The organism is Corynebacterium sp. HMSC078H07, assembly GCF_001812805.1.
Taxonomy (GTDB): domain Bacteria; phylum Actinomycetota; class Actinomycetes; order Mycobacteriales; family Mycobacteriaceae; genus Corynebacterium.
In genome coordinates this window covers 21263-44492 of the sequence record NZ_KV810497.1, presented here as the reverse complement: position 1 = coordinate 44492, position 23230 = coordinate 21263, and the positions used below count along the sequence as shown (strand labels likewise).

At 61.9% G+C, this 23230-nt stretch carries 19 protein-coding genes, 1 tRNA gene and 1 pseudogene; 7 read left to right on the top strand and 14 right to left on the bottom strand.

All coding sequences use genetic code 11. From position 1 onward, the window contains the following. Positions 1-298, top strand: a pseudogene (locus tag HMPREF2875_RS09535) (hypothetical protein); the annotation flags it as partial. A gap of 228 nt (positions 299-526) precedes the next feature. Here the strand turns inward: HMPREF2875_RS09535 and HMPREF2875_RS09530 are convergent. From HMPREF2875_RS09530 to HMPREF2875_RS09500, 7 genes are all read right to left on the bottom strand, one after another. After that, a tRNA-Arg gene (locus HMPREF2875_RS09530) sits at positions 527-600 on the bottom strand. A gap of 118 nt (positions 601-718) precedes the next feature. Beyond that, positions 719-2104, bottom strand: a complete 1386-nt coding sequence (locus tag HMPREF2875_RS09525; RefSeq protein ID WP_168165575.1) for an alpha/beta hydrolase — start codon at positions 2102-2104, stop codon at positions 719-721. A gap of 359 nt (positions 2105-2463) precedes the next feature. Next, entirely contained in the window at positions 2464-4059 is a 1596-nt protein-coding gene (locus HMPREF2875_RS09520; RefSeq protein ID WP_070672553.1) for an alpha/beta fold hydrolase, read from the bottom strand. Positions 4060-4174: 115 nt separating this feature from the next. Next, the gene (locus tag HMPREF2875_RS09515; RefSeq protein ID WP_246817081.1) at positions 4175-4816 is read right to left on the bottom strand and encodes a LutC/YkgG family protein; all 642 of its coding nucleotides are present in this window, start codon (positions 4814-4816) and stop codon (positions 4175-4177) included. Then, positions 4813-6318: a LutB/LldF family L-lactate oxidation iron-sulfur protein gene (locus HMPREF2875_RS09510; RefSeq protein ID WP_070672550.1), complete on the bottom strand. Its 1506-nt coding sequence runs from the start codon at positions 6316-6318 to the stop codon at positions 4813-4815. Before HMPREF2875_RS09510 ends, HMPREF2875_RS09515 begins: the two co-directional genes overlap by 4 nt. Beyond that, positions 6318-7103, bottom strand: coding sequence for a (Fe-S)-binding protein (locus HMPREF2875_RS09505; protein ID WP_070672547.1), 786 nt, complete (start codon positions 7101-7103; stop codon positions 6318-6320). Before HMPREF2875_RS09505 ends, HMPREF2875_RS09510 begins: the two co-directional genes overlap by 1 nt. A gap of 338 nt (positions 7104-7441) precedes the next feature. Beyond that, positions 7442-9094 (bottom strand): L-lactate permease, encoded by a 1653-nt coding sequence (locus tag HMPREF2875_RS09500; RefSeq protein WP_070672544.1) that lies wholly within the window; start codon positions 9092-9094, stop codon positions 7442-7444. Positions 9095-9349: 255 nt separating this feature from the next. Between HMPREF2875_RS09500 and argS the strand changes: the two genes are divergently transcribed. The 4 genes from argS (at position 9350) to thrB (ending at position 14749) form a co-directional block, all read left to right on the top strand. Continuing rightward, positions 9350-11011 carry an arginine--tRNA ligase gene (gene argS / locus HMPREF2875_RS09495; protein WP_070672541.1) on the top strand — a complete coding sequence of 554 codons (1662 nt, stop codon included), beginning with the start codon at positions 9350-9352 and terminating at the stop codon, positions 11009-11011. A gap of 2 nt (positions 11012-11013) precedes the next feature. Further along, positions 11014-12351 carry a diaminopimelate decarboxylase gene (lysA, locus tag HMPREF2875_RS09490; RefSeq protein ID WP_070672537.1) on the top strand — a complete coding sequence of 446 codons (1338 nt, stop codon included), beginning with the start codon at positions 11014-11016 and terminating at the stop codon, positions 12349-12351. 139 nt (positions 12352-12490) lie between these two features. Continuing rightward, positions 12491-13816: a homoserine dehydrogenase gene (locus HMPREF2875_RS09485; RefSeq protein ID WP_070672534.1), complete on the top strand. Its 1326-nt coding sequence runs from the start codon at positions 12491-12493 to the stop codon at positions 13814-13816. Positions 13817-13825: 9 nt separating this feature from the next. Beyond that, complete coding sequence (gene thrB, locus HMPREF2875_RS09480; RefSeq protein ID WP_070672531.1) at positions 13826-14749, top strand: homoserine kinase; 924 nt, start codon at positions 13826-13828, stop codon at positions 14747-14749. A 1-nt stretch (position 14750) separates the two neighbouring features. Here the strand turns inward: thrB and HMPREF2875_RS09475 are convergent, their stop codons facing one another. From HMPREF2875_RS09475 to HMPREF2875_RS09460, 4 genes are all read right to left on the bottom strand, one after another. Further along, on the bottom strand, positions 14751-15446 hold the full coding sequence (locus tag HMPREF2875_RS09475) for a helix-turn-helix transcriptional regulator (RefSeq protein WP_070672528.1): 696 nt from the start codon (positions 15444-15446) through the stop codon (positions 14751-14753). A 118-nt stretch (positions 15447-15564) separates the two neighbouring features. Beyond that, a complete protein-coding gene (locus tag HMPREF2875_RS09470; RefSeq protein WP_070672526.1) occupies positions 15565-17331 on the bottom strand; it encodes an ATP-binding cassette domain-containing protein in 1767 nt (588 codons plus the stop codon). A gap of 6 nt (positions 17332-17337) precedes the next feature. Continuing rightward, the gene (gene modA, locus HMPREF2875_RS09465) at positions 17338-18057 is read right to left on the bottom strand and encodes a molybdate ABC transporter substrate-binding protein (RefSeq protein ID WP_070672523.1); all 720 of its coding nucleotides are present in this window, start codon (positions 18055-18057) and stop codon (positions 17338-17340) included. 11 nt (positions 18058-18068) lie between these two features. Continuing rightward, positions 18069-18329, bottom strand: coding sequence for a DUF2249 domain-containing protein (locus tag HMPREF2875_RS09460; RefSeq protein WP_070672520.1), 261 nt, complete (start codon positions 18327-18329; stop codon positions 18069-18071). Positions 18330-18404: 75 nt separating this feature from the next. Here HMPREF2875_RS09460 and HMPREF2875_RS09455 point away from each other — a divergent pair, with 75 nt between their 5' ends. Further along, positions 18405-19595 (top strand): beta-carotene 15,15'-monooxygenase, encoded by a 1191-nt coding sequence (locus HMPREF2875_RS09455; RefSeq protein WP_371327567.1) that lies wholly within the window; start codon positions 18405-18407, stop codon positions 19593-19595. Continuing rightward, complete coding sequence (locus HMPREF2875_RS09450) at positions 19588-20958, top strand: multicopper oxidase domain-containing protein (RefSeq protein WP_070672513.1); 1371 nt, start codon at positions 19588-19590, stop codon at positions 20956-20958. Before HMPREF2875_RS09455 ends, HMPREF2875_RS09450 begins: the two co-directional genes overlap by 8 nt. Here the strand turns inward: HMPREF2875_RS09450 and HMPREF2875_RS09445 are convergent. From HMPREF2875_RS09445 to HMPREF2875_RS09435, 3 genes are read right to left on the bottom strand one after another with little or no spacing between them, the layout of a single operon-like run. After that, positions 20945-21514, bottom strand: coding sequence for a molybdenum cofactor guanylyltransferase (locus HMPREF2875_RS09445; protein ID WP_070672510.1), 570 nt, complete (start codon positions 21512-21514; stop codon positions 20945-20947). The genes HMPREF2875_RS09450 and HMPREF2875_RS09445 overlap by 14 nt on opposite strands. Positions 21515-21516: 2 nt before the next feature. Beyond that, positions 21517-22005 carry a cyclic pyranopterin monophosphate synthase MoaC gene (gene moaC, locus HMPREF2875_RS09440; RefSeq protein ID WP_070672507.1) on the bottom strand — a complete coding sequence of 163 codons (489 nt, stop codon included), beginning with the start codon at positions 22003-22005 and terminating at the stop codon, positions 21517-21519. 21 nt (positions 22006-22026) lie between these two features. Next, a complete protein-coding gene (locus tag HMPREF2875_RS09435) occupies positions 22027-23223 on the bottom strand; it encodes a molybdopterin molybdotransferase MoeA (RefSeq protein ID WP_070672504.1) in 1197 nt (398 codons plus the stop codon). Between the last annotated feature and the right edge of the window lie 7 nt (positions 23224-23230).

Here is a 23230-nt window from a genome sequence, read left to right as displayed (position 1 = left end):
GTTGGCCTGCATTGTGATGCGGGTGAAGATCATCGTGAGCGACGACGGCGTGACGGCTTCCGTCTTGGGCTTGTTTTCAAAGACGATTTCCCTCAAGGACATCACCGGTGTCAGCGTCGGTCCGGAGACAGGACTGATAGAAGGCGCGGGGCCACGCGTGGTCGATGGTTCATCGGCCTATATCGTTTCCGGGCCCACCGTGCGTATCGAGCAAGGAGCCTCCTCTTTTATCGCCTCGGCCAAGAACCCAGAGGTAGTTGTTGCGGACATTCAGGTGCGCCTTGCGCGTGCGGCTTAGGCGAAAAGGGCGTTAGCGAGGATGGTTCTCCTCAAAAGGTTTGTTTGGACCCAAACGAACCATATGAGGAGGGGAGGAAGGTTCGTTTGCCCTCAAGGGAACCTTGTGAGTAGTGCCTTATGACTGGAACCATCCTGATGTAGTGCGAGGGGTGTGACGAATATGGGAGGCACTGGTTTTATGCGATAAAAGCATGACAATGCACTCCTGGCAGAGTGCCCCTGGCAGTGCCCCTGACAGGGATCGAACCTGCGACCTTCGGTACCGGAAACCGATGCTCTAATCCGCTGAGCTACAAGGGCATCGCTGGCGAAATGCCAACGATGCGATTCTAGCGCATAGGGGCGAGCGCCTAGAAATTGGCTCGCGCAGTAAGTGTCCCTTGAAGGGTGCGGCTGGTGTGGTGATGTGGTGAAGTGCTTACTGCTCGAAGTAGCCGGGGGCGTCGGTGGTGTTGATGTGGCCGGTGCGCAGGTACTCCATGACGATGTCATCGACGGCACCGTTGCCGGTGGCGAACTGGCCGTGGCCAGGGCCATTCACGGTGACGACGTGGGAGCGCATGGCATCCGCCATGCCACGGAAATCGCTATACGGCGTTAAGGGATCGCCGGTGGCTTGTAGCTGAAGGGGCGGGGTGGTTAGGCGGGAGCCGTCGAGAAGCACAGGCGTCGTTATAGGTTCGCGCCCGCTGCAGAACTGTCCGGAACGGAACTGGTTGTTCTGCACCGTGAACGGGTCTTTGGTGATGAATGCGGACCATAGGAACGCCGCGCCATAACCGAATTCGTGAGGCGAGTCTGTCTCATTGCACAGCACAAGGTTGGTGGTAAAGCCTTGCGCGCGGGCGGAAGCGTCCGTGGGGAGGGAGTCTGTGGGCTGAGCATTACCGAGGTCTATCGTCTCAATCCCGGCGATGTGGCGGGCTGCTTTTTCCCACGACGTGGGGTAAGGCAAGACTGCTGCGGTGATGTGCAGCGTAGGGGAGTCGGATTGGCTGGCACCGAGGTTGCGGAGCTGGTCGAAGAGGTTCTCCAGTTGGACCCGAAGTGGGTTCGTCGCGGCCATGACCTCCGCACCACGCTGGCCGGTAAAGGCAAGGGGAGCAGGCAGGTCTTCGGTGCTAGCAGCGGGTGGATGCGCAGTGGGGCGCACACCGGATTCGGCGGCAACCTTGTCTGCCCAGCGACCATAGACCTGCAGGGCAGTTGTGCCCAGGTGGTAGGTGGCGTCATTCGCTACGATGTAGCCGAAGAAGTCAGCAAGAGCCTGGGTGGTGCCGCGTTGCTGGCTAGCGGCCTGACGGTTCAACGGGGCAGACGGGGTGTAACCAGAATCGAGGATGACGCGGTCGGTGTGCTCCGGAAAGAGCGTAGCGTAGGTGGAGGCCACCACGGTGCCGTAGGAGACGCCGGAGGCAATGATCGTCTCCGTGCCCAAGGCTGCGCGGACTTGCTCCCAATCACGGGCGACGTTTGCCGTGGTCAGGGAATTGGCATAGCCAGGGTAGGACTGCTCGCAGGCATCGCGCATCAGCTGGCCAAAACGCGTGAACTGAGCCGTGCCCTCGGCGTCTTCGACAACGGAGCTGTCACAGTCAAGAGGCGTGGAAAAGCGTAAGCCTCGGGGCTGGACGCCCACTATGTCGTAGTGCGCGGTGAGTTCCTCGGGCCAGAGAAAACTAGAGACAGCTGTCAGGGCATCACCGCCGGGGCCACCAGGGTTGATGAATATCGTGCCGCGGGACTGCGCGGTGGCAAGACGGCGCACGAATCCGACCTGGATGCTGCCGCGCTCGGGGGGCATCGTAGAAAGTAGGCACGGTGATGTGACCGCACTCGGCGCCAGGTGCATCGACGTCTGCGGGGCATGGTACCCAATCGATGGCTGGGATTCCTGCGGGCGCTGGGGTTGGTGAAGGGCCAGCAACGGTGGGTGGTGCGGCAATGGCTGGTGAGCTGACCATGAGCCCCACACAGGCGAGCAGTGCGGCGGCAAGCGTGGCTGTCACCGCGCGAGCTGAGCCGAAAACGTGAGAAAGGCGCATAATAGAACTCCTTGCCGGTCTGGCTACAGTTCTAGTTTATGCGCCTTGAGCAGTGCTTTTCTTAGTTTCGACCTCTGCGTGTGAGGCTATGTGCAACCTCACACGCTGGTGGAAAGGCCTACTGGTTCTGAGGCTGCTCGGCCTTAGGCTGGTCGAAGAAGCCCGGGGCATCGGCGGTGTTGACTTCGCCGGTGCGCAGGTAGTTAACCACAATGTTGTCAACAGCCTTGTTGCCCACAGCGAAGTGGCCGTGGCCCGGACCATGGACGGTAACCACGCGGGACTGCATCGGGTCCGACAGTCCACGGAAGTGAGCGTACGGCGTCTGCGGGTCACCGGTGGACTGGATCTGCAGTGGCTTGGTCTGCAGGTTTGCACCGTTGACTGCTACCGGCTTGGTAATGGGGGCGCGGCCGCCACAGCCAGAGCCGGAGGAATACAGGGAGTTGAACAGGGTGAACGGGTCCAAGGTGAAGTAGTTCGACCACAGGAAGGCCGGGATCTTGGTCGGATCCGACGGAGCAGTGTTCTCATTGCACATGATGATGTTCTGCATGCTCGTTGCATTCAAAACCGCCTGCTGAGCCTGCTTCGGGTCCTGCGGACCTTCCTTAGCTGCTTCCTCGAAGTTGATGGGCTCAATGCCTGCAACGTGCTTAGCCAGGGTCTCCCATGCCTCTGGGCGGGGCAGCAGCTCACGGGTGGTGTTCAGCGTAGGAGAGGTCACCTGAAGGGCCTGCGGGTTGCGAGCCTTGCCCACCAGGTGCTCTGCCTGCACGCGCAGCTGGCCGGTCGCGGTCATAATGTTTGCGCCGGGCTGGCCAGCGAACTCAAGGCCCGGTGGGAGGTCACCAATCTGTGCATCCGGTGGGAGAACGGTGGGGCGTACGCCGGCCTCGGCAGCGACTACCTGGGACCAGCGCTCGTATGCCTTCAGCGGGGTTTTACCAGCGTGGTAGGTGGCGTCATTCTTAGCCATGTAGGTAAAGAAGTCTTCCAGGGCGTTTTCGTAGCCCGCCTGCTGGGAGGCGAAGATTCCGTTCCAGGCCATGTTCGGATTCATACCGGAATCGAGCACCATCTTGTCGGTGTGCTGCGGGAACAAGGTGGCGTAGGTCGAGCCCAGGAAGGTGCCGTAGGACAGGCCAGCGATGTTGATGCGCTCCTCGCCGAGTGCCTGGCGCACGACTTCCCAGTCACGGGCGGTGTTTTCGGTGGTGATGGAATCGGTGTAGCCAGGGGTGTTCTTTTCACAGTCTTGGCGGGTAATGGCACCGATCTGCGTTAGCGCAACGATTGGGCTATCACCAGGGTTGCTTGCCGTGCAGTTGACGGGTGCGGACTCGCGCAGGCCTCGCGGCTGCACGCCGATGATGTCGAACTCCTGCTCTACTTCTTTCGGCCATGCGGCGTTGTTGACCCAGCCATAAGCGTCACCGTTCGGACCACCCGGGTTGGTGAACAGGCTGCCTTTTCGTTCACCGGTTGCCTTCAGGCGGATAAAACCAACCTCAATGGTGCCCTTGTCCGGGGCATCGTAGTAGGTCGGTACGGTCACATGACCGCATTCGGCACGCTCGTGGTCAACCCCCTCTGGGCACTCTCCCCATGTGATGGCAGGCTGGTCAGCGTGGGCAACGGCGGGTACGGCAACTAGGCCGGCAGCCAGAGCTACCGGGCCTAGAACCGAGCCCAGAACGCGAGAAAGGCGCATAGAACAAGGCTCCTAAAATGGTGAGTAGGTACTCGCCTTATCCTATGCGCCATGGGTGATGCGTGACAGCTAAGTCAGCATGGAGGAGGGGGAGTGGCTACCCCCGTTTACCTCACTACTTAACAATCACCACAATGAGATCGCGCGGACCGTGGACACCCTCGACACGGGTGAGCTCAATATCGGACGTCGCAGACGGGCCGGAAATCCAGGTGGCTGGGCGCTCCGGGTTCATGCGGGAGACAACCTCCGGGATGCCGTACACGATCTGGTCGGCGCGCACGATGCAGATGTGGCGGTCCGGAACCAGAGTCAGGGCACGGCGGCCACAGAGCTCGTTGGACTCCAAGACGATGGTGCCGGTCTGTGCCGAGGTGACGTGGGACTCGGTGAGCACCGCGTCAACGTCGTTCAACTCGCGCGGATCCTTAGCATTGTCATCCGGGTTAGTGGTGCCCTCGAAACCGTTGAGCAGGCCGGTATCGATACCGGGTGCGTAGGTGACGGTGGAGCAGCCACGGTCCTTCAGGATGTCCAGGATGGTGGAATTCAGCCCAGCCTCATCGGTGACGTGGACGTCAGCCTTGTAGTCCTCGAGGCGGTCGACGAGCATGTCGCGCAGCTCATCGGCGTTCAGCGTGCCCTCATGCTGGTACTCACGCGGAACCTCGACGTGGTCTGGCAATCCGGCCTGTTTCTGGGCGGAGGAGATGCGCTTCAGAATCTCTTCCTTGGCGGCGCTGTGCTTGATGGTCACTTGATGCCCTCCTTCTTGGCTTGGGCGAGGAGTTCTTGGGCTTCGTCAGAGTTGAACCACTGACGGAAGGACTTCTTCGGCGGAACGGCGGTATCGCGTACGTCGGACCAACCGGACATGAACAACGGCAGCTTGTCGATGACGCCATTGAAACCACCGAGGACGCGGCCCAAGGCCACCATGTGGGTGACCTGGTTCCATACCTTCGGGTTGCTCCACAGCAGCTGAGGAACCTTGAAGATCTTCTCCTCAATCGGCGGGGTAGCGTTGGTGACCTTCTGGTGGCGGTTCTCCAGAATGACCTGGGAGAGCGGGATGCGTACCGGGCAGACCTCGTCGCAACGGCCACACAGCGAGCAGGCATAGGGCAAGCTTGCCGACGGATCATTGTGGTCCTTCATGCCCGTCAACTGCGGCGTTAGGGAGATACCAATCGGGCCCGGGTAGACGGAGCCGTAGGCGTGGCCACCGGCGCGCTCGTACACCGGGCAGACGTTGAGGCACGCGGAGCAGCGGATGCACTTGAGCGCTTGGCTGCCCACCGGAGAAGACAGGGCAGCTGTGCGGCCGTTGTCCAGGAGAACCAGGTGGAAGTTCTGCGGGCCGTCACCTTCGGTCACGCCGGACCACATCGAGGTGTACGGGTTCATGCGCTCAGCGGTGGAGGAGCGCGGCAGCAGCTGCAGGAAGACTTCAAGATCCTGGAAGGTCGGGACGAGCTTCTCAATACCCATGACGGTAATGAGGGTCTCCGGCAGGGTCAGGCACATGCGGCCATTGCCCTCAGACTCCACAATGTTGATGGTGCCGGTCTCGGCCACACCGAAGTTAGCGCCGGAAATGGCGACCTTGGCCTTCATGAATTGCTCGCGCAGGAATTGGCGGGATGCCTCGGCAAGCTCAGCCGGCTCGGCCTTGAGGGAGTCATCGGTATTCGGCATCTTGTTGACGAAGATGTCACGGATTTCCGCACGGTTGCGGTGGATGGCCGGGACCAGAATGTGGGACGGCTTGTCCTCGCCCAGCTGGACAATGAGCTCAGCCAGGTCGGTTTCGCGAGCGTGGATGCCGGCTTCTTCGAGATGCTCGTTGAGCGCGATTTCCTGGGTAGCCATGGACTTGACCTTGACCACGTCGGTCTCGCCGGTCTCCCGAATGAGGCCCTCGATGATCTCGTTGGCTTCCTTGGCGTCACGGGCCCAGTGCACGATGCCGCCGCGCTTGGTCACCTGCTCCTCAAACTGGAGGAGGAGCTCGCTCATGCGGGCGCCGACGTCCTCCTTGAGGGCGGAACCAGCGTCACGCAGCTGCTCCCAGTCCGGTGTTTCATCGACAGCGCCCTGGCGCTTGTTGCGAATGGAGGTGGTGGCGTGGTGCAGGTTGCGGCGCTGGGTTGCGTTGTTGAGGCCCACGTGTGCCAGCGGCACAAAGGCCTTGGAACCGCGCAGGTTGCCGTAGCCTTCAGGCGCGCGTGGCGGGGTGGTGTCGAGGAAGGAAGTCATTAGAGCATCTTCTCCTTAGAGTAGGCCGCAGACTCCGGGGTCCACGGGTGTTCCTTGGTGGAGGCGAGGATCTCAGCCAGGTGAATGGCGCGCACACCAGCTCGCTGACGGGACAGTGCACCACCGATGTTCATGAGGCAGGAAGAGTCACCACCGGTGACGAACTCTGCATCAGTTTCGCGGACGTGGCGGGTCTTGTCACCGACCATGGCCGCAGAGACCTCGGCGTTCTTGAGGGCGAACGTGCCGCCGAAGCCGCAGCATTCTTCCTTGCTAGGAAGCTCCACCAAGTCGATTCCCTCAACCTCCTGCAGTAGCTGGTAGGGGCGGTCACCAAGCTTGAGGAAGCGCAGGCCGTGGCAGGAAGGGTGGTAGGTCACGCGGTGCGGGAAGAATGCTCCCACGTTGGTCACGCCGGCGACGTCCACGAGGAACTCTGGCAGGTCCAGGGTCTTTTCCGTGGTCTTCTTAGCGCCATCGACATCAGCGGCGGTACCAAAGCGTTGAGCAATCATCGTGTGCTGCTCGCGCACTGCACCCACACAGGAGCCGGAGGCGGAAACCACGTAATCGATGGACGGATCAGCGAAGGCGTCCGCGTAGGAGCGGATCATGCCTAGGGTTTCCTTCTGATAACCGGTGTTGATGTGCATCTGACCGCAGCAGGTCTGCTCTTCAGGGAAGACCACGTCATAGCCCAGACGGGACAGGACGAGGGCCGTGGCCTTGTGCGCATCGGGGAACAGAGAGTCACCGATACAGGTGGAAAACAATGCTATTCGCATTAGTGTTGCGCTCCTTATCTGCCCCGCACGCCCTCTGCCGTCTTCATGGAGAAAACCTGCATGTAGCAGACAGGGGTGCGCAGAACATGTGCCTACAGGTATAGGCAGAATCCTACCGTGGAAAATCAGTTTTCTCGACACGAAAAATTCCCACTACCTGGCACTTTATCGCAACATTAATGTTGTGAATTTCTTACGTGCATAGATGCTGACACATCAGCCGCCGAGCAGTAAGTACTACTCAGCGGCTGGAGGAGCGGGTGCGCCCGAATCCGGGGGCATACGTTCTAAGGGGTGCGCGATGCGCCGACCAATTTCTACGGAACGAGGGCGCGGTTCTACGGAACCAGGAAGCCTAGAACGTTGGTCATGAGGAAGACGATGATGCAGACGACGGCAAGGAAGGCTACGGAGTAGCCCACGACGGCCTTGAAGATGCGGGATTCCTCGCCTTCCATCTTCACTGCGGTAGCGGCAATGGCCAGGGACTGTGGGGAAATCATCTTGCCCACAACGCCACCGGAGGTGTTCGCTGCCAGCATGAGGTCCGGGTTGACGCCGATGCGGTCGGCGGCGGTGACCTGCAGGTTGGCAAAGAGCGCGTTGGCGGAGGTATCGGAACCCGTCACGGCGGTACCAATCCATCCCAGAACCGGGGAGAAGAGCGCGAAGATGCCGCCAACGGAGGCCACAAACTGGCCAATGGAAATGGTCTGACCGGAGTAGTTCATGGTGTAGGCCAGCGCCAGAACCAGGATGATAGTCAGCGCGGAGAACTTCATGCGGTTGATAACTTCGCCGAACTTCGTCAGCGGCGCGGAGGCTTCCAGCGTGTAGCGGCCGTTTTCGTTGAAAGCCATGTAGATGATGGCTACGATGATGCCGGAGATGAGTAGCAGAGTGCCCGGGTTGCCCAGCACGTTGAACTTAAAGGCGGTGTCCATGGCGTTTCCGTCGGCGTCGATAATGGTGCCGTCGAGAAGCGGCCAGGCGATGTTGAGCTGGATGAAACCGAAGATGGCCGGCCATGCAGTGGCCACGGCGAAGACGGCGGTCACCACGGCGTAGGGCAGCAGCGCCATCCAGATGCGGCGGCCGTTGAGGTCAGAGACCTCCTCCTGAGCGGGCAGCTCCATACGCTCACGCAGGCTGTCCACGCCCTTGGGTTTCCACACGCGCAGGAAGAGGAAGCCCGCGCCTAGGGAGACAATGCAGGCCACGACGTTGGTGAGCTGGTACGCAAAGAACGTGGCGGCCGCCCACTGCGCGATGGCGAAAGACACACCAATGACCGCTGCGGCGGGGCCGGCCTCCTTGACGCCACGCATGCCGTCGAGGATGAACAGGATGAAGAAGGGCACGACCGCCGCGATGAGCAGCACCTGCAAGGAGATGAGGCTGGCGATGTCCGCGGTCTGCTCGGCGGTTCGGCCACCGACGGAACCGGCGGTGGTGACCGGGATACCCACGGCACCGAAGGCCACCGGTGCGGTGTTCGCAATCAACACGGTGGTGGCAGCCTTCAACGGCTTCACACCCAAAGCCAAGATCATCGTGGCGGTAATAGCCACCGGTGCACCAAAGCCAGCGAGGGCCTCCAGCAGGCCGCCGAAACAGAACGCAATGAGGATGGCCTGGATACGAATATCGCCATCACCCAGCAAGTCAAAGGTCTTGCGCAGATCCTCAAAACGGCCGGAGGACACGGTGACCTCGTAGAACCAAATGGCGGTGATGATGACCCAAACGATGGGGAAGAGGCCGAAGAGGCCGCCGCGCAGCGCGGAGGACAGTGCCATATCGGCTGGCATGCCGATGCCGAAGATGGCGATGAGAAGCGCCACGAGAAGTGCGACTGCACCCGAGGTGTGAGCGCGGGCTTTCAGGCCCAGCAGCATGATGAAGAACGCGATCAGCGGCAGGGTAGAGACCGCTGCGGTGGCTCCCACGCTGCCAGCAATGGCATCGGTGGTGATGTTGAAGGTTGACATAAAGCTCAATTCACAGTGTTTCTCGTACCTCCTCCGGGTACTGCCTGCCCCACTGAGAGGCAGTGACCTGTATGAAGGAGGAGGTGCGAGGCGATGGAACGATACAGTTAGCGTGTTTAGCGTAGAACCTCACACCCAGATGTGCCGCATTGTTCACCTGATGGGGGTGAGTGAGCTTCCTAACGCTTGGGCTTCCCAGGTGCGCGAGAGACCTGATAGTGCCTCCCAGCGGCAAGGACGATAGACTTTGGCCCTATGAATCCTGAAGATCTTTCCGCCCTGATCAAAGAGACCGCTGCGGCCGTCCTCACCGAACATGAGCTGGACGCATCCGTCCTGCCAGAGACTGTGACCGTCGAGCGCCCGCGTAACCCGGAACACGGTGATTACGCTACTAACCTGGCCCTCCAGGTGGCCAAGAAGGCGGGCACCCAGCCGCGTGAGTTGGCGCAGTGGCTTGCCGACGCCCTCGCAGGCAACGACGCCATTGATGAGGCCTCCATCGCCGGCCCAGGTTTCCTTAATATCCGCCTTGCTGCAGCGGCTCAGGGAGCGATTGTCTCCCAGGTGCTCGCTGCCGGCGCGGAGTTTGGCCGTAACGACACGTATGCGGGCAAGAAGATCAACCTAGAGTTCGTCTCCGCGAACCCGACTGGTCCCATCCACCTCGGCGGTACTCGCTGGGCAGCAGTGGGCGATTCGCTCGGCCGCGTGCTCGAGGCCTCTGGCGCGGACGTGACCCGCGAGTATTACTTCAATGATCACGGCGGCCAGATCGACCGTTTTGCCCGCTCCCTAGTCGCTGCCGCGAAGGGCGAGCCGACTCCGGAGGATGGCTACGGCGGCGATTACATCAAGGACATTGCCCAGGGCGTGCTCAAGACGAACCCGGCAGCCCTCGAAGGCAGCGATGCCGAAGTGCAGGAGAATTTCCGTGCCGACGGCGTGGAAATGATGTTCGCCCACATTAAGGACTCCCTCCACGAGTTCGGCGTTGATTTCGACGTCTACTTCCATGAGAACTCTCTGTTCGAGTCCGGCGCTGTGGACAAGGCTATCCAGACGCTCAAGGACAACGGCAACCTGTACGAGTCCGAAGGCGCGTGGTGGCTGAAGTCCACCGAGTACGGCGATGATAAGGATCGCGTGGTCATCAAGTCTGACGGCGATGCCGCCTACATCGCCGGTGATATCGCCTACGTTGCGGACAAGTTCGACCGCGGCCACGACCTGGCTATCTACATGTTGGGCGCGGACCACCACGGCTACATCGCCCGCCTGCGTGCTTCTGCCCAGGCGCTGGGCTATGACCCGGAGTCCGTGGAGGTGCTCATCGGCCAGATGGTGAACCTGCTGCGCGACGGTAAGGCCGTCAAGATGTCCAAGCGTGCCGGTACTGTCATTACCCTCGATGACCTCGTCGAGGCCATCGGTGTGGACGGCGCGCGCTACTCGCTCGTGCGTTCTTCCGTCGACTCCACCCTGGACATCGACTTGGGCCTATGGGCCTCCCAGTCCGCGGATAACCCGGTGTACTACGTCCAGTATGGCCATGCCCGCATCTGCTCCATCCTGCGGAAGGCAGCGGATCTGGGTCTGGATACTGCGGCGCTTGGCAGCGCCTCCCTCGACCTGCTGACCCACGACAAGGAAGGCGACCTCATCCGCACCTTGGGCGAGTTCCCCGAGGTCGTGGCCACCGCAGCGACTCTGCGCGAGCCGCACCGCATTGCGCGCTACGCCGAGGACCTAGCGGCCGTCTTCCACCGCTTCTATGACCAGTGCCAAGTCCTGCCGAAGGCAGACGAGGAGACGGAGCCTATCCACCTCGCTCGCTTGGCACTGGCCAGCGCTACCCGCCAGGTCATGGCCAATGCCTTGACCATGGTGGGCGTGAGCGCGCCGGAGAAGATGTAAGAATGGCGGATTTCAATTCTCTTCCCTCTCACGTGTGGCCGCGCAATGCTTCGCGCGGCTCCGATGGCGTCGTGTCCATCGCCGGCGTCAAGCTCACCGAGTTGGCGGAAGAATACGGCACCCCGCTCTACGTCTTCGATGAACAGGATTTCCGCTCGCGCTGCCGCGACATGGCCAAAGCTTTCGGTGGGCCCGACCATGTGCACTACGCCTCCAAGGCCTTCATCACCAAGCGCATTGTGCGCTGGGTTGATGAGGAAGGCCTGTGCCTTGACGTGGCCTCGCTCAATGAGGCCAAGCTCGCGCTGGCCGCAGGCTTTCCGCCGGAGCGAATGACTGCGCACGGCAACAACAAGGAAGATGAATACCTTGAGCTGTGCGTCGAGAACGGCATCGGCCACGTCGTCCTCGATAACGAAGAGGAGCTCTCCCGACTCAACGGCATTGCTGCGGCGGCAGGGCGTGTGCAGCCGGTGATGATCCGCGTCAAACCTGGTGTGGACGCCCACACTCACGAGTTCATCGCTACCGCTCACGAGGACCAAAAGTTCGGCATTTCGCTCTCCACCGGCGCTGCCTTCACGGCTGCCAGCAAGGTGCTCGAATCCGCCAACCTCAAACTGGCTGGCCTGCACTGTCACGTTGGCTCTTCGGTTTTCAATGCGGATGGCTTCAAGCTGGCCGCCGAGCGCGTGCTCAGCTTGTACAAGCGTATCCACTCTGAGCTCGGCGTAGCGCTCGAGGAGCTGGATCTGGGCGGCGGCTTTGGCATTCCGTATATGGAATACGAGGAGGCCCTCGATGTGGCCACCTTGGCCAAGGACCTCTTGGAAGCCGTCGAGTGCACCGCGACCGAGCTCGGCATCACGCCGCCCTTCGTCCTTGTGGAGCCCGGCCGCTCACTGGTGGGTGCTTCCGCCGTGACGCTCTACCGCGTCGGCACCGTCAAGGATGTCGAAACCGGCAAGGCAGATTTGCCGATGCGCCGCTACCTGTCGGTCGATGGCGGCATGTCGGACAATATCCGCCCAGCACTCTATGGCTCGGACTATGACGTGCGCGTGGTCAACCGCCGCACGCAGGGCGAGCCGGTGGATTCCCGCATCGTGGGTTTCCACTGCGAGTCGGGCGATATTCTCGTCGACGAGCGCCGATTCCCCTCCGACATTACGACGGGAGACATCCTCGCCTTCGCCACCACAGGCGCCTACCAATACATGATGGCGTCTCGCTACAACGGTGCGCTGCGTCCAGCAGTCGTGTCCGTGCGCGACGGGCAACACCGCCTCATGCTGCGGCGAGAGACCATCGATGACTTGCTGGCGCTGGACGTCGATTAGCACTGCGGCACCATTTCATTCAAGGGGATGGCGCCGGTCGCGGGGGCACTTTCCAGCGCCTGCGTGGAAATAGACAGCTCGTTCTGTATAGTGATGGGCTGTCACGTAAGAACCACACGTAACTTCGCAAAGGGACACCATGACGACGACGAACCGCACCGCTAAGCCCGAGGGCGAGCCCGTAGGAATCGCCCTGCTTGGATTCGGCACCGTAGGCGCCGAGGTTTTCCGCCTCGTGCAGGAAAACGCCAACGCTTTTGCCCATCGTATTGGCGGCCCCGTGGAGATCCGCGGCGTGGCCGTCCACAACAAGAACAAGCTGCGCCCGGGCGTGCCCCAGGACCTGCTGACTGATGACGCCAAGGCCCTCGTCCTCCGCGAGGACATTGATCTCGTCGTCGAGGTTATCGGTGGCATCGACTTCCCACGCGAGCTCGTCCTCGCCGCCCTCAATGCCGGCAAGTCCGTGGTCACTGCAAATAAGGCCCTGGTGGCCGCACATGCTGATGAGCTGGCTGAGGCTGCCGACCGCGCCGGCGTGGACCTCTACTTTGAGGCCGCCGTGGCCGCTGCCATTCCGGTTGTCGGCGCCCTGCGCCGCTCCCTCGCCGGTGATCAGATTCAGCGCATCTCTGGCATCGTCAACGGCACCACCAACTTCATCCTTGACGCCATGGAGTCCACCGGCGCCTCCTATGAGGACGCACTGGCGGAGGCTACCCGTCTGGGATACGCGGAGGCTGACCCCACCGCGGACGTCGAGGGACACGATGCCGCTTCCAAGGCTGCCATCCTCGCCTCCCTGGGCTTCTATACCCGCTTGACCTTTGACGATGTCTACTGCGAGGGCATTTCCAAGATCACCGCTGAGGACATCAAGGCCGCAAACCAGGCGGGCTACTCCATCAAGCTGCTCGCCATTTGTGAGCGCCTCGTGGACGAGGAGAGCGGTGCGGAGTCCGTCAACGCCCGCGTGCACCCGACCCTCGTGCCGAAGGATCACCCGCTGGCTTCCGTCAGCCAGTCCTACAACGCCATTTTTGTCGAGTCGGAAGCTGCAGGTTCTCTTATGTTCTACGGTAACGGTGCCGGTGGTAACCCGACTGCTTCGGCGGTCCTCGGTGACGTCGTGGGCGCTGCCCGCAACATTGTTCACGGCGGCCGCGCACCGGGGGAGAACACCTACGCCAACCTGCCCATCGCTGAGTTCGGTGAGGTGGAGACCCGCTACCACGTGGACATGGAGGTGGATGACCGCACCGGCGTGCTGTCAGTCATCTCTGGTGTCTTTGCCCGCCATGGTGTTTCCCTGCGCACCGTGCGCCAGGAAGATGGTGAGGAGACCGCTCGCCTTATCGTGGTCACCCACGCGGCGAAGGAAGCCGTGCTGGAGGATATCGTCACTGCGCTCAGCGAGCTCGACGAGGTCAAGGCCGTTCACTCCGTTATCCGCCTAGGCGTCTAGGAGTTTGCCATGAGCATCGATATCGAAGTGGGCACCAAGGTCACCGTTAAAGTACCGGCCTCCTCTGCCAACTTGGGCCCGGGCTACGACACCCTAGGTATTGCGCTGAGCCTTTATGACACCGTGGAGGTCGAGGTCATTCGTTCCGGCCTGGAGGTGGAGATCTTCGGCGAAGGCGCCGACGAGCTGCCGCGCGATGACTCCCACCTTGTGGTGAAGGCGATTCGCTCGGCCCTCAAGGCGGCTGATGCCGAGGTTTCTGGCCTGCGCGTGGTGTGCAACAACAACATCCCGCAGTCCCGCGGCCTGGGTTCTTCTGCTTCTGCCGCCGTAGCTGGCGTCGCTGCGGGTAACGGCCTGGCTGGCTTGCCGCTGTCGGACGAGCAGGTGGTGCAGCTGTCCTCGGCCTTCGAAGGTCACCCGGATAATGCTGCGGCCTCCGTCCTCGGCAACGCCGTGGTCTCGTGGACCACTGTGCCCGTCGACGGGCGCTCTTTGCCCGAATACCGTGCTGCGACTCTCGATGTCCACGAGTCCATCAAGGCCACCGCATTGGTTCCGGATTTTCATGCGTCGACGCAGGCCGTGCGCCGCGTGCTTCCTTCCCATGTCACGCATGGCGATGCCGCCTTCAACGTCTCCCGAACAGCAGTCAACGTTGCGGCGCTGACCGCTTATCCGGACCTGCTGTGGGAGGGCACTCGCGACCGTCTACACCAGCCTTATCGCGCTGATGTCTTGCCGGTGACCGCTGAGTGGGTCAACCGCCTGCGCAATCGCGGTTACGCGGCCTACCTTTCCGGTGCTGGCCCCACCGTCATGGTGCTCCATACCGAGCCCATCGAGGAATCCATCTTGGAAGAGGCGCGCGAGCAGGGCTTGCGTGTTCTTGAGCTGGAGGTCGCTGGACCTGTGACCGTCGAGCGCGGCTAAATTAGGACGCGTTTTTCACGTTGACGCGGCAGACTCCGTTGCCGGACTGAGGGATGAGCTTAAGGCTGAGGCGCCCACCGGCTTCGGCAGCCGCCTGCTCCAGGTAGCCATCATGGATGGCGCACACGAAGGGTGAGGGGTGCACGCCTGCCGTGACGAAGGGACACGCGTGCAGTTCCAGATCCGTCTCACCCGTCTGGTTGAAGGTGTCGATGGAGGTCACCGGGTCAAAGCCCATGTCACGCATGGTGCGATAAAGCGGTGCTAAGGCATCAGCGCTGTTGAGTCCCTTGCCCGCCGTGGTTTGTGCCCACTTGCGGCCGATCTCTCGTGCCTGCTCAGAGGCAAAGTCATCGAGCTGATCCTTATCCGCCAACATCTCAGCGAGGACGCCAATGAGGGAGACGTATTCTTCCGCGACCGAACGGTTATCTGGGATCCGCACCTGGAAAATGAGGGAGGGGCGCCCGCGGCCCTGGGCTGGTGCAGTGATTACCCGTACGGCACCGGCGTTAACGAGCTCATCGAGGTGCCCGCGCGCAGTGTTGACGTGCATGCCCATGACCTCTGCAACATCGGCGGCTTTTGCACCCTGAGGGAAATCCTGGAGTGCTGTGAGCACCTCGCGCTGCTTGGGTGAGAGGCGAAGTGATTCAGGGAAAAGCTCCGTGGAAGAACGAGGGGTGTGCGTAGACATCGGCAGGTGGCTCCTTTGCTAAGTCCTAGCAGGATCCTACAACTAACCCTCTTATTTTCTACATTCTTGCGTGCCATTACCGTGCGAGAAAGCTCACTACGTGCGCTAATGCGGCCTATTAAATACGGGTGTACACACGAACAGCGTGTGGATCGAGCGTGCAGCGAAGCAGCGTGCCCGGCGCGAAGTCCTCGGCCAGGTCGGCGAGGCGTACGCGTTGGTGCCCTAAAGTAGCGAGGACTTCTCCGCTACCCAGGGCGGCGACAACCTGCAGGGAAAGCTCGCCATCTGCAGCCGCTGAGAGCGCCGTGCGGGGGAAGGCTGCCCAGGCAGGGCCATCTGCTAATCCTTGTGCAGGAAACGTGACCCCTTCGCAGTTAAACCTGCCGTCGTGGACGCTGCCCTCGAGCAGATTGAGGCCGGCCAGTTCCGCAACGAAGCGGTTTGGTGGTTGTGCAAGTAGCTCAGTGACAGGGCCCCGTGCGGCGATATCGCCGCCCTCCATGACGAGGACATCCGAGGCAAGCATGCTGACATCGTAGTGACTATGGGTGACCAGGATGGTCGTGCGGTCGGGAGCGGCAATGGAGAGAAGGTGACGCCAGCGCGCGGCGGATTCCACGTCCATGGCGGCGAAAGGTTCATCCAGCACGAGGACTTCTGGTCTGGCTGCCAGCGCACGTAGCAATGCAACCTGGGCGGCTTGCCCGCCAGAAAGGTCGCGCACGTGACCTAAGCTATCCAGCCCGGCGTGCCGTAGGAGGGTTTCGGCGCGGGCTTCATCTCTGGTGACCATGGTGAGCGCCTGGCGCACGGATGCTGTGGGAGGAAGGCCGGGGTTTTGTGTGAGCATGACGACTTGTTCAGCGGAGACCTCCGCGCCTAGTAGGCGCCCGGCGAGGAAGCGCAGGAGAGTGGTCTTTCCTGCGCCGTTGGGGCCGATGACGGCGGTTATGAGGCCGCCGCGGAACGTGGCCACAGTATGGCCCACGCGAAAGTGAACGTCCTGAGCTTCCCCTACGGGCGATGTGAGCCTGCGCAGCTGCTCAACATCCATTGCACCAAGCGTGCGTGCCGATGGCGCAGGGCGCTGTCGCAGAAGAAAAGGAAGCCCTGCGACCACCAGAAGAATAACCGCCAGCGCGATAAGCAGCGCGGAGAGCGCATAGGCGTTGTCGGCGCTGACCTCGCGTGCTAAGTAAATGCCACTGGATAACGTGCGGGTCACCCCGGGCATGGAGCCGGCGAAGGTAATGGTCGTTCCGAATTCTCCCAAGGAACGTGCACATGCAAGAGCCGCACCCGTGAGCACTGCCGGTGCAATGGCGGGAAGAGTGATGTGGCGCAGAATCTCGCCCGGGCGCATTCCTACTCCGCGAGCGCTGGCGATGACTTCGCTGTCGAGCTGCCGCAGCGCGGAATCCACGGCCACCACCACGAAGGGCAAGGTGACAAAGATGTGGGCCACCACCACGCCCACAAAGCTAAAGGCCACGCTGATTCCGGCAGCGTCAAGCACAGGTCCAAGCACGCCGCGCCGACCCAGTAAGGCAGTGAGCGCCAAGCCGCCTACTACCGGTGGGAGGGCAAAGGGCAGGTACACCACGAGGCGCACCACGGCCGAAAGGCGCTGCAGCTTCTGTAGCCAGAGTGCCAGGCATGTACCGAGAACGGTAGCGGCAATGGTGGCGAGCCCGGCAGAACTGAGCGTGATGCGCAGAAGATCTTGGGTAGCCGGTGCACTAAACGTGCTTGCCAGATGGCCCCACGGCACACGGAGTCCCAGTGCCACGATGGGCGCAAGGATATAGACGGCGGCAATCACGCCCACGGCTATGACCGCCCATGGCACCTGAGGGCGTCGTTCGCGCAGAGTAAGAGACATACTCACCTAGTCGGCGGGCGTGAAGCCGTACTTTCGCCACTCGGCATCAAAGTCATCCTCGAGGAGGTCCAACACTGCCTGTGCGTCCTCAGCGCGGTGGGAATTCGTGACTACCGCGCCGAGAATCTCATTGGGAAAAGAAGCAGCGCCGTCAATATCAATGGCTTCGACATCGTCGCTGGAGGCAGCATCGGTGGAGTACACCAATCCCGCATCGGCTTGCCCAGACGCGACCTTGCCAAGTACGTCTGCCACCTGGGATTCCAAGGAAAGCGGGTTGACGTGTAGGCCTTTAGACTCGAGAATTTTCTGGGATAGCTCGCCGCAGGGCACCTGTGCGTCGCAAAGGACAAGGCGCGTTGATTCATCCAGGTCGCTGATGGATTTAATGCCCGCCGGATTGTCCTTCGGAACCACGAGGGTCATCTCATTGGTGGCCAGCACCACCGGTTCCTTAACCTCGCCGCGATCGACAGCTGTCTGCATTGTCGCCGCTGAGGCGGTGATGAGGAGGTCGGCCGGGGCGCCGTCGTGAAGCTGCTGCACCAACCCGGAGGAGCCGCCGTTGTTGAAGGCCATGTCGATGTCGGAACGCGCGGTGAGATTCTCGTTGATAACGCGCGTCGAAGAGGCAGCGAAAATGCTCAGCGGCTCATTCTCCGCATCCCCGGCGCAGCCGGTGAGGGTGAGCACAGCGACAAGGAAGGGGATGATGAGTCGGCGCATGCTCCATTACTTTACGCGGTGCGCGTGAACTTTATGTGGACCTCCTCTGGCTCCTTCTTGAGGTACTCGAGGGCGAAGCGCTCCGCGCGGTTCTCCACTTCCTTGAGTAGCGGAAGCGGGTCATGTGGGGCGATGAGAATCATGGCCTCGCCCATATTCAGCGTGCTCAGCGCGCCGTGGATGGCGCCGTGGCGCACTGCATGCGGGATCTCCGAGGCGTTGAGGGTAGGAATCTCTGCGCCCTTGGAGGCGTCAATGAGGGGAAGATTCATGGTTGCGGTCCTTTCTGGCACTATGCGGCGTGCGTGCGTTGCCGCTCACGCAACTAATTTACTACGATTAAACCCGTGAAAAAAGAAGTGTCCCTGCTCGATGTCTCCCTCGCCGCTCGCCGGCGCTGGCACACCATCGCCTTTGCGCTGGTGGCATTCTGGATTCTGGTGGGCATCGGGCTCACCATCGCGGGCTTTCTTGGCGCTCCGGTGGTGTGGTGGGATACCATCCATCCCTTTACCCTCGGTGCACTGAGTACTGCGATTGTGGTCTTCTCCACGCACTTCACCGAAGCGCTAACCCGCACCCCTGCTACGGATTATCGCGGCGTGGCTACCCGCGTCGGCCTTATCCAAGTCGGCCTCATACTCCTTCTCATCGACCGAGCGGGGTATGACTGGGGCGCGCTTTCCGACGCCTCCTCCGCTCTCCTCATCCTCACCTTCCTCTGGCATGCGTGGGCGCTGTGGCAAAAGCTGCGCGGCTCGCTCTCCGGGTCCTTCGCGCTCACTGTGCCGTTCTATCTGGCCGCAGCGGGCTTTATGGTGAGCGCGAACGGCATCGTGCTCCTCGCCGCTCACGGAGTCGGCAACTATTCACTGTTCGTTGCTGCCCATTCGCGCGGCATGGTGTGGGGCTTTGCTCTGCTCACCATCCTGGGCACCGTGGTGACCTTGCTGCCCACGCTTACCCGGACACCAATCTCTGGTGCTGCACGGTCGCGCTGTACCCGCGCACTCATCGTGCATTGCGTGGGCTTAGCGCTTGCCATGGCGCTCGATATCGCGGGGCTGACTCGCGCGGCCGGTATGGCACAGCTGCTCGTCGTCGTGGCTGGCGTGCTCATCATCCAACCGGTCCTTGCCGGCGCGCTGGCCGGTACTAAGAGCACTGCGAGTATCTCCGCCATGGCGGGGCTGGTGTGGATGCTGGCCCTGTGCGCGGGCGATGCCGTAGCTAGCGCCGTTGGCGCATATCCACGTGCGGTCACGCTGCTGCTCATGCCCACCTTCGTTGGCGCTGGCCTTTTACAGCTGGTCACCGGCGTGCTGGGGCACATGCTGCCCATCCTTGCCCGCGCCCGGCGTACGGAGGCATGTCGCTTACTGCGCCTAGGGCTCATCAACCTCGGGGGACTAGCGTGCCTGCTTGGCATTCCGGTTGTGCACACCGCCGGGCTTATCATGATGGGGCTAGGCCTCATCGCCACCGTTGCGGTTCTTATCTGGGCCGTGGTTTCTACCAAAGGAGAAGTTCATGTCTAGCGCGCCTGCTCAGGCCCCTGAGACAAAGAAGTGGGCCGCATGGCTCATCATTATCCTCGCGCTCGTCGCGGTGATTGGGTTGGCGGTGATGAATTCCACGGCGGCTCAGCGTGGCGCCACCTCAGCCGCGCCTGCCGACGCCACCACGATCGACGTTTCCGTCGACGGCATGGCCTTTGTCCCCAACTCCGTGGACATCCCTGCCGGAACCCACCTCGTGGTGAACTTCACCAACACGGGCGACCAAGTCCACGATCTCAAAATCGGCTCGGCCGAAACCAATCGCGTTGACCCAGGTGACAGCGTGCAGCTCGATGCCGGTGTCATCACTGAATCCGTCGAGGGCTATTGCACCATTGCCGGCCACAAGATTCAGGGCATGACCTTCATGGTCAACGTCACGGACGAACCAGCAGATGGTTCCCAGATGGCCTCCGGCCACGACCACGGCGTGGCTGCCGCCGCGAACGTGCCATCTCTTGCTGAGCGTATGGCTCCACGCGAGGACTTTGAGGCTTTCGATCCGGCTCTTCAGCCGGCTCAAGGAGACGTCCATGAAGAGACCTGGACCATGACGGAGGAAGAGGTTGAGGTCGCTCCTGGTGTGCGCCAAACCCGCTGGCTCTTTAACGGCCAAGCACCGGGCCCTACGCTGCGCGGGAAGGTGGGCGATACCTTCCGCATCACTATTAAGAACGAAGGTTCCATGGGCCACTCAGTGGACTTTCACGCAGGTGAGGTGACCCCAAACAATGCTATGAAGACCATCCAGCCGGGCGAGTATTTGACGTATGAGTTTGTGGCGCACCGCGCAGGTGCGTGGATGTATCACTGCTCCACCATGCCGATGAGCCTCCACATTGCTAACGGCATGGCAGGAGCCGTCATCATTGACCCGAAGGGCGAGGATGCGCTTGCCGACGTCAACGCGGAATACCTCTTGACCGCCAGCGAAGTCTTCCTCGCTACGGCAGGCAAGGAGCAGGAAGGAGCCGACCCGCAGCGTGTGAGTGATGGCGATTATGAGCTCACCGCCTTTAACTACTACCCGAACCAGTATGACGATGGCCTTGCCCCACTCCACGCGAAGGTGGGCGATACCGTGCGCATCTGGCTGGTCAATCTGGGCCCAGATTTGCCGCTGAGCTTCCACGTGGTGGGAGAAATCTTCGACACGGTGTACAAGGAAGGCGGCTACCTTCTCAAGGGAGCTAAAGACTCGGGTTCCCAGGCCGTTGACCTTCTTCCCGCGCAGGGAGGGTTTGTCGAGATGACCTTCAACGAGCCGGGCACCTACTCCTTTGTTAACCACATCATGACCAATGCGGAGAAGGGGCAGCACGGCCAGATTATCGTCGAGTAGCTTGGCGTGCCTCCCGGCGGGCGCGCAGTTCGTCGACGGTATCGATATCGCGCACGGCTTCCGTTCCCGCAACGTGCGCGACGTTCTCGGCGAGGCGCAGCAGGCGCATGACGGGTTGGTCGCGTGGATCACCGAGCTCGTCCAAGGCTCGCTGCAGCGCTTCGGTGCGCCAGATCGCACAGAGAGGCTGCAGGTGGCCGTCGAGAGTAGCGACGGCGACGTCAGCGTTCGATTCTTCGAGGGCCGCGGCCAATGCTGGGAGCATCTGCGGGGAATCGGGAGCGTCAACCGCCAAGACGGCCGTGGTGTTCAAAGCGAGGTCTGAGAGTGCGGCATGACCTACTGCAATGCCCGCTACCGGCCCGCCAAAGATAGGAGACTCGCAGACCTGAGGCATGCCGAGCCGGTAGGGCGAGACCACCGCGGTGGGCATGCCGTAGGGAAGTTGGCGTACAAGGCGGTCGATGAGGCGCTCGCCGGCGAGGATGACGCTGGCTTTGTCGACACCGCCCATACGCGTGCCGCGCCCGCCGGCCAAGATGATGACGCCGCGCATGACTAGCTCTCCAGCGCGCCGGGCAACTCACGGGACCAGTCACCGGAGCGCCCGCCGGACTTGGCTGTGATGCCGCAGCGCCGGATATAGGCAGATCGGTCCACGCCTTTGACCATGTCAATGAGTGCTAGTGCGGCAACGTTAACGGCGGTGAGCGCTTCCATCTCCACGCCGGTGCGGTCAGCGGTGCGCACGGTGGCCTCGATGAACACATGGTCGTCACGCAGCTCAATGTCCACAGCACAACCATGCACACCAATGGTGTGGGCTAGTGGCAGAAGGTCTGGGACCTTCTTGGCGGCGGCAATGCCGGCCACGCGGGCCACCGCGAGGACGTCACCTTTAGGCACGGTGCCCTCGCGAAGTGCAGTGAGGATCTCCGGGGAACAGGCCACCTCACCTTGGGCGGTGGCGGTGCGCACGGTGGGGTTCTTTTCAGTCACGTCCACCATATAGGCGGAGCCGGCGTCGTTGAGATGAGTGAACTTCATGGTGTCAGGGTTCCTTTGTGCTCAGTAGGGATAGACGGTTAGCGTGTCCCCGGCGTTGAGGGGCTTGGTGATGAGAGCGAAAGCACTCGTGCCGAGTAGGGCGCCGACATGGTGGCTGCGCATCCTAGGGCCCGGGGGTGGGGCTGCGGTGACCGTGCCGTCGAGAGTGAGATGGCACGGTTGGATGAGGTGATGCGAGGCCGCGGGGAAATCGGCCGCTGCGGTGGCTGTGAGGCGTGGTCGGTCCCAAACGTTGAGCGTCCGGGGCAATCCAGAAAGCGTTCGCAGTACTGGGGTGAGGTACAGATGCGCGGAGACAAATGCCGCGACGGGGTTGCCGGGAAGACACACGACGGGCACCTCGTTCCACAGCGCGTGGCCTTGTGGCGCGCCGGGGCGCTGGTCCACGTGACCGAACCAGGGGCGTTCGCCGTGGTCGGTGAGCACATCACGCACAACGTCGAAGGCCCCGGCAGACACTCCGCCCGTGGTGACGATGAGATCGGAACCGGTGGCTCCTTGCGTAGCACTATCGAAGACTTCTCGCAGCTCCTTTGGGACATCACCGCAGCACAGCCGCGTGACGTCGCAGGTACCGGTGGCATGAAGGATGGCTTCCAGCATGGGGCCATTGGAATCGGGGAGTTGGCCGTTGAGAAGCTCCTCGCCGGTGACAATGACAGTGATGCGCGGGACGCGGTAGAGCTCGGCGGAGGTAATGCCGGAGGATAAAAGGGTGGCGAGGAGCGGGGCATCGATGAGACTCGAGGATTGGGCAATCTCCTCACCGCAGGCAATGTGGGAGCCGCGGCGGCGAATGTGGGACCGGGTAGGCAGACGGTGAACGGTGGCAGTCTCCGGAAGCGGGCCCGGGCCAGGGGAGATGTCGGTATCTTCGACGGGGATGACGAGGCCGTCAAAGCCCTCGGGGATAGCCCCGCCCGTCATGATGCGCACGGCCGTCCCAGGCTCCGGAGCGCGCGGCGCAGCACCAGCGGGTACGTCACCGACAACCTTGAGCGTGCACGGCTTATCCAAGTGCGTGGTCAGAAATCCATCCATCGCGGAATTATCCTGCGGTGGGATTGCACGGCGGGCGGTGACGGTCTGCGCAAGCACCCGTCCTGCGTGCACGGAGCCTTGTTCCGTCGACACGGGGCGGATAAGGGCATGCAGGCGTGAGAAGTAGTCCTCGATACTCGTGCCAGGCGTTGTCATTGCACCT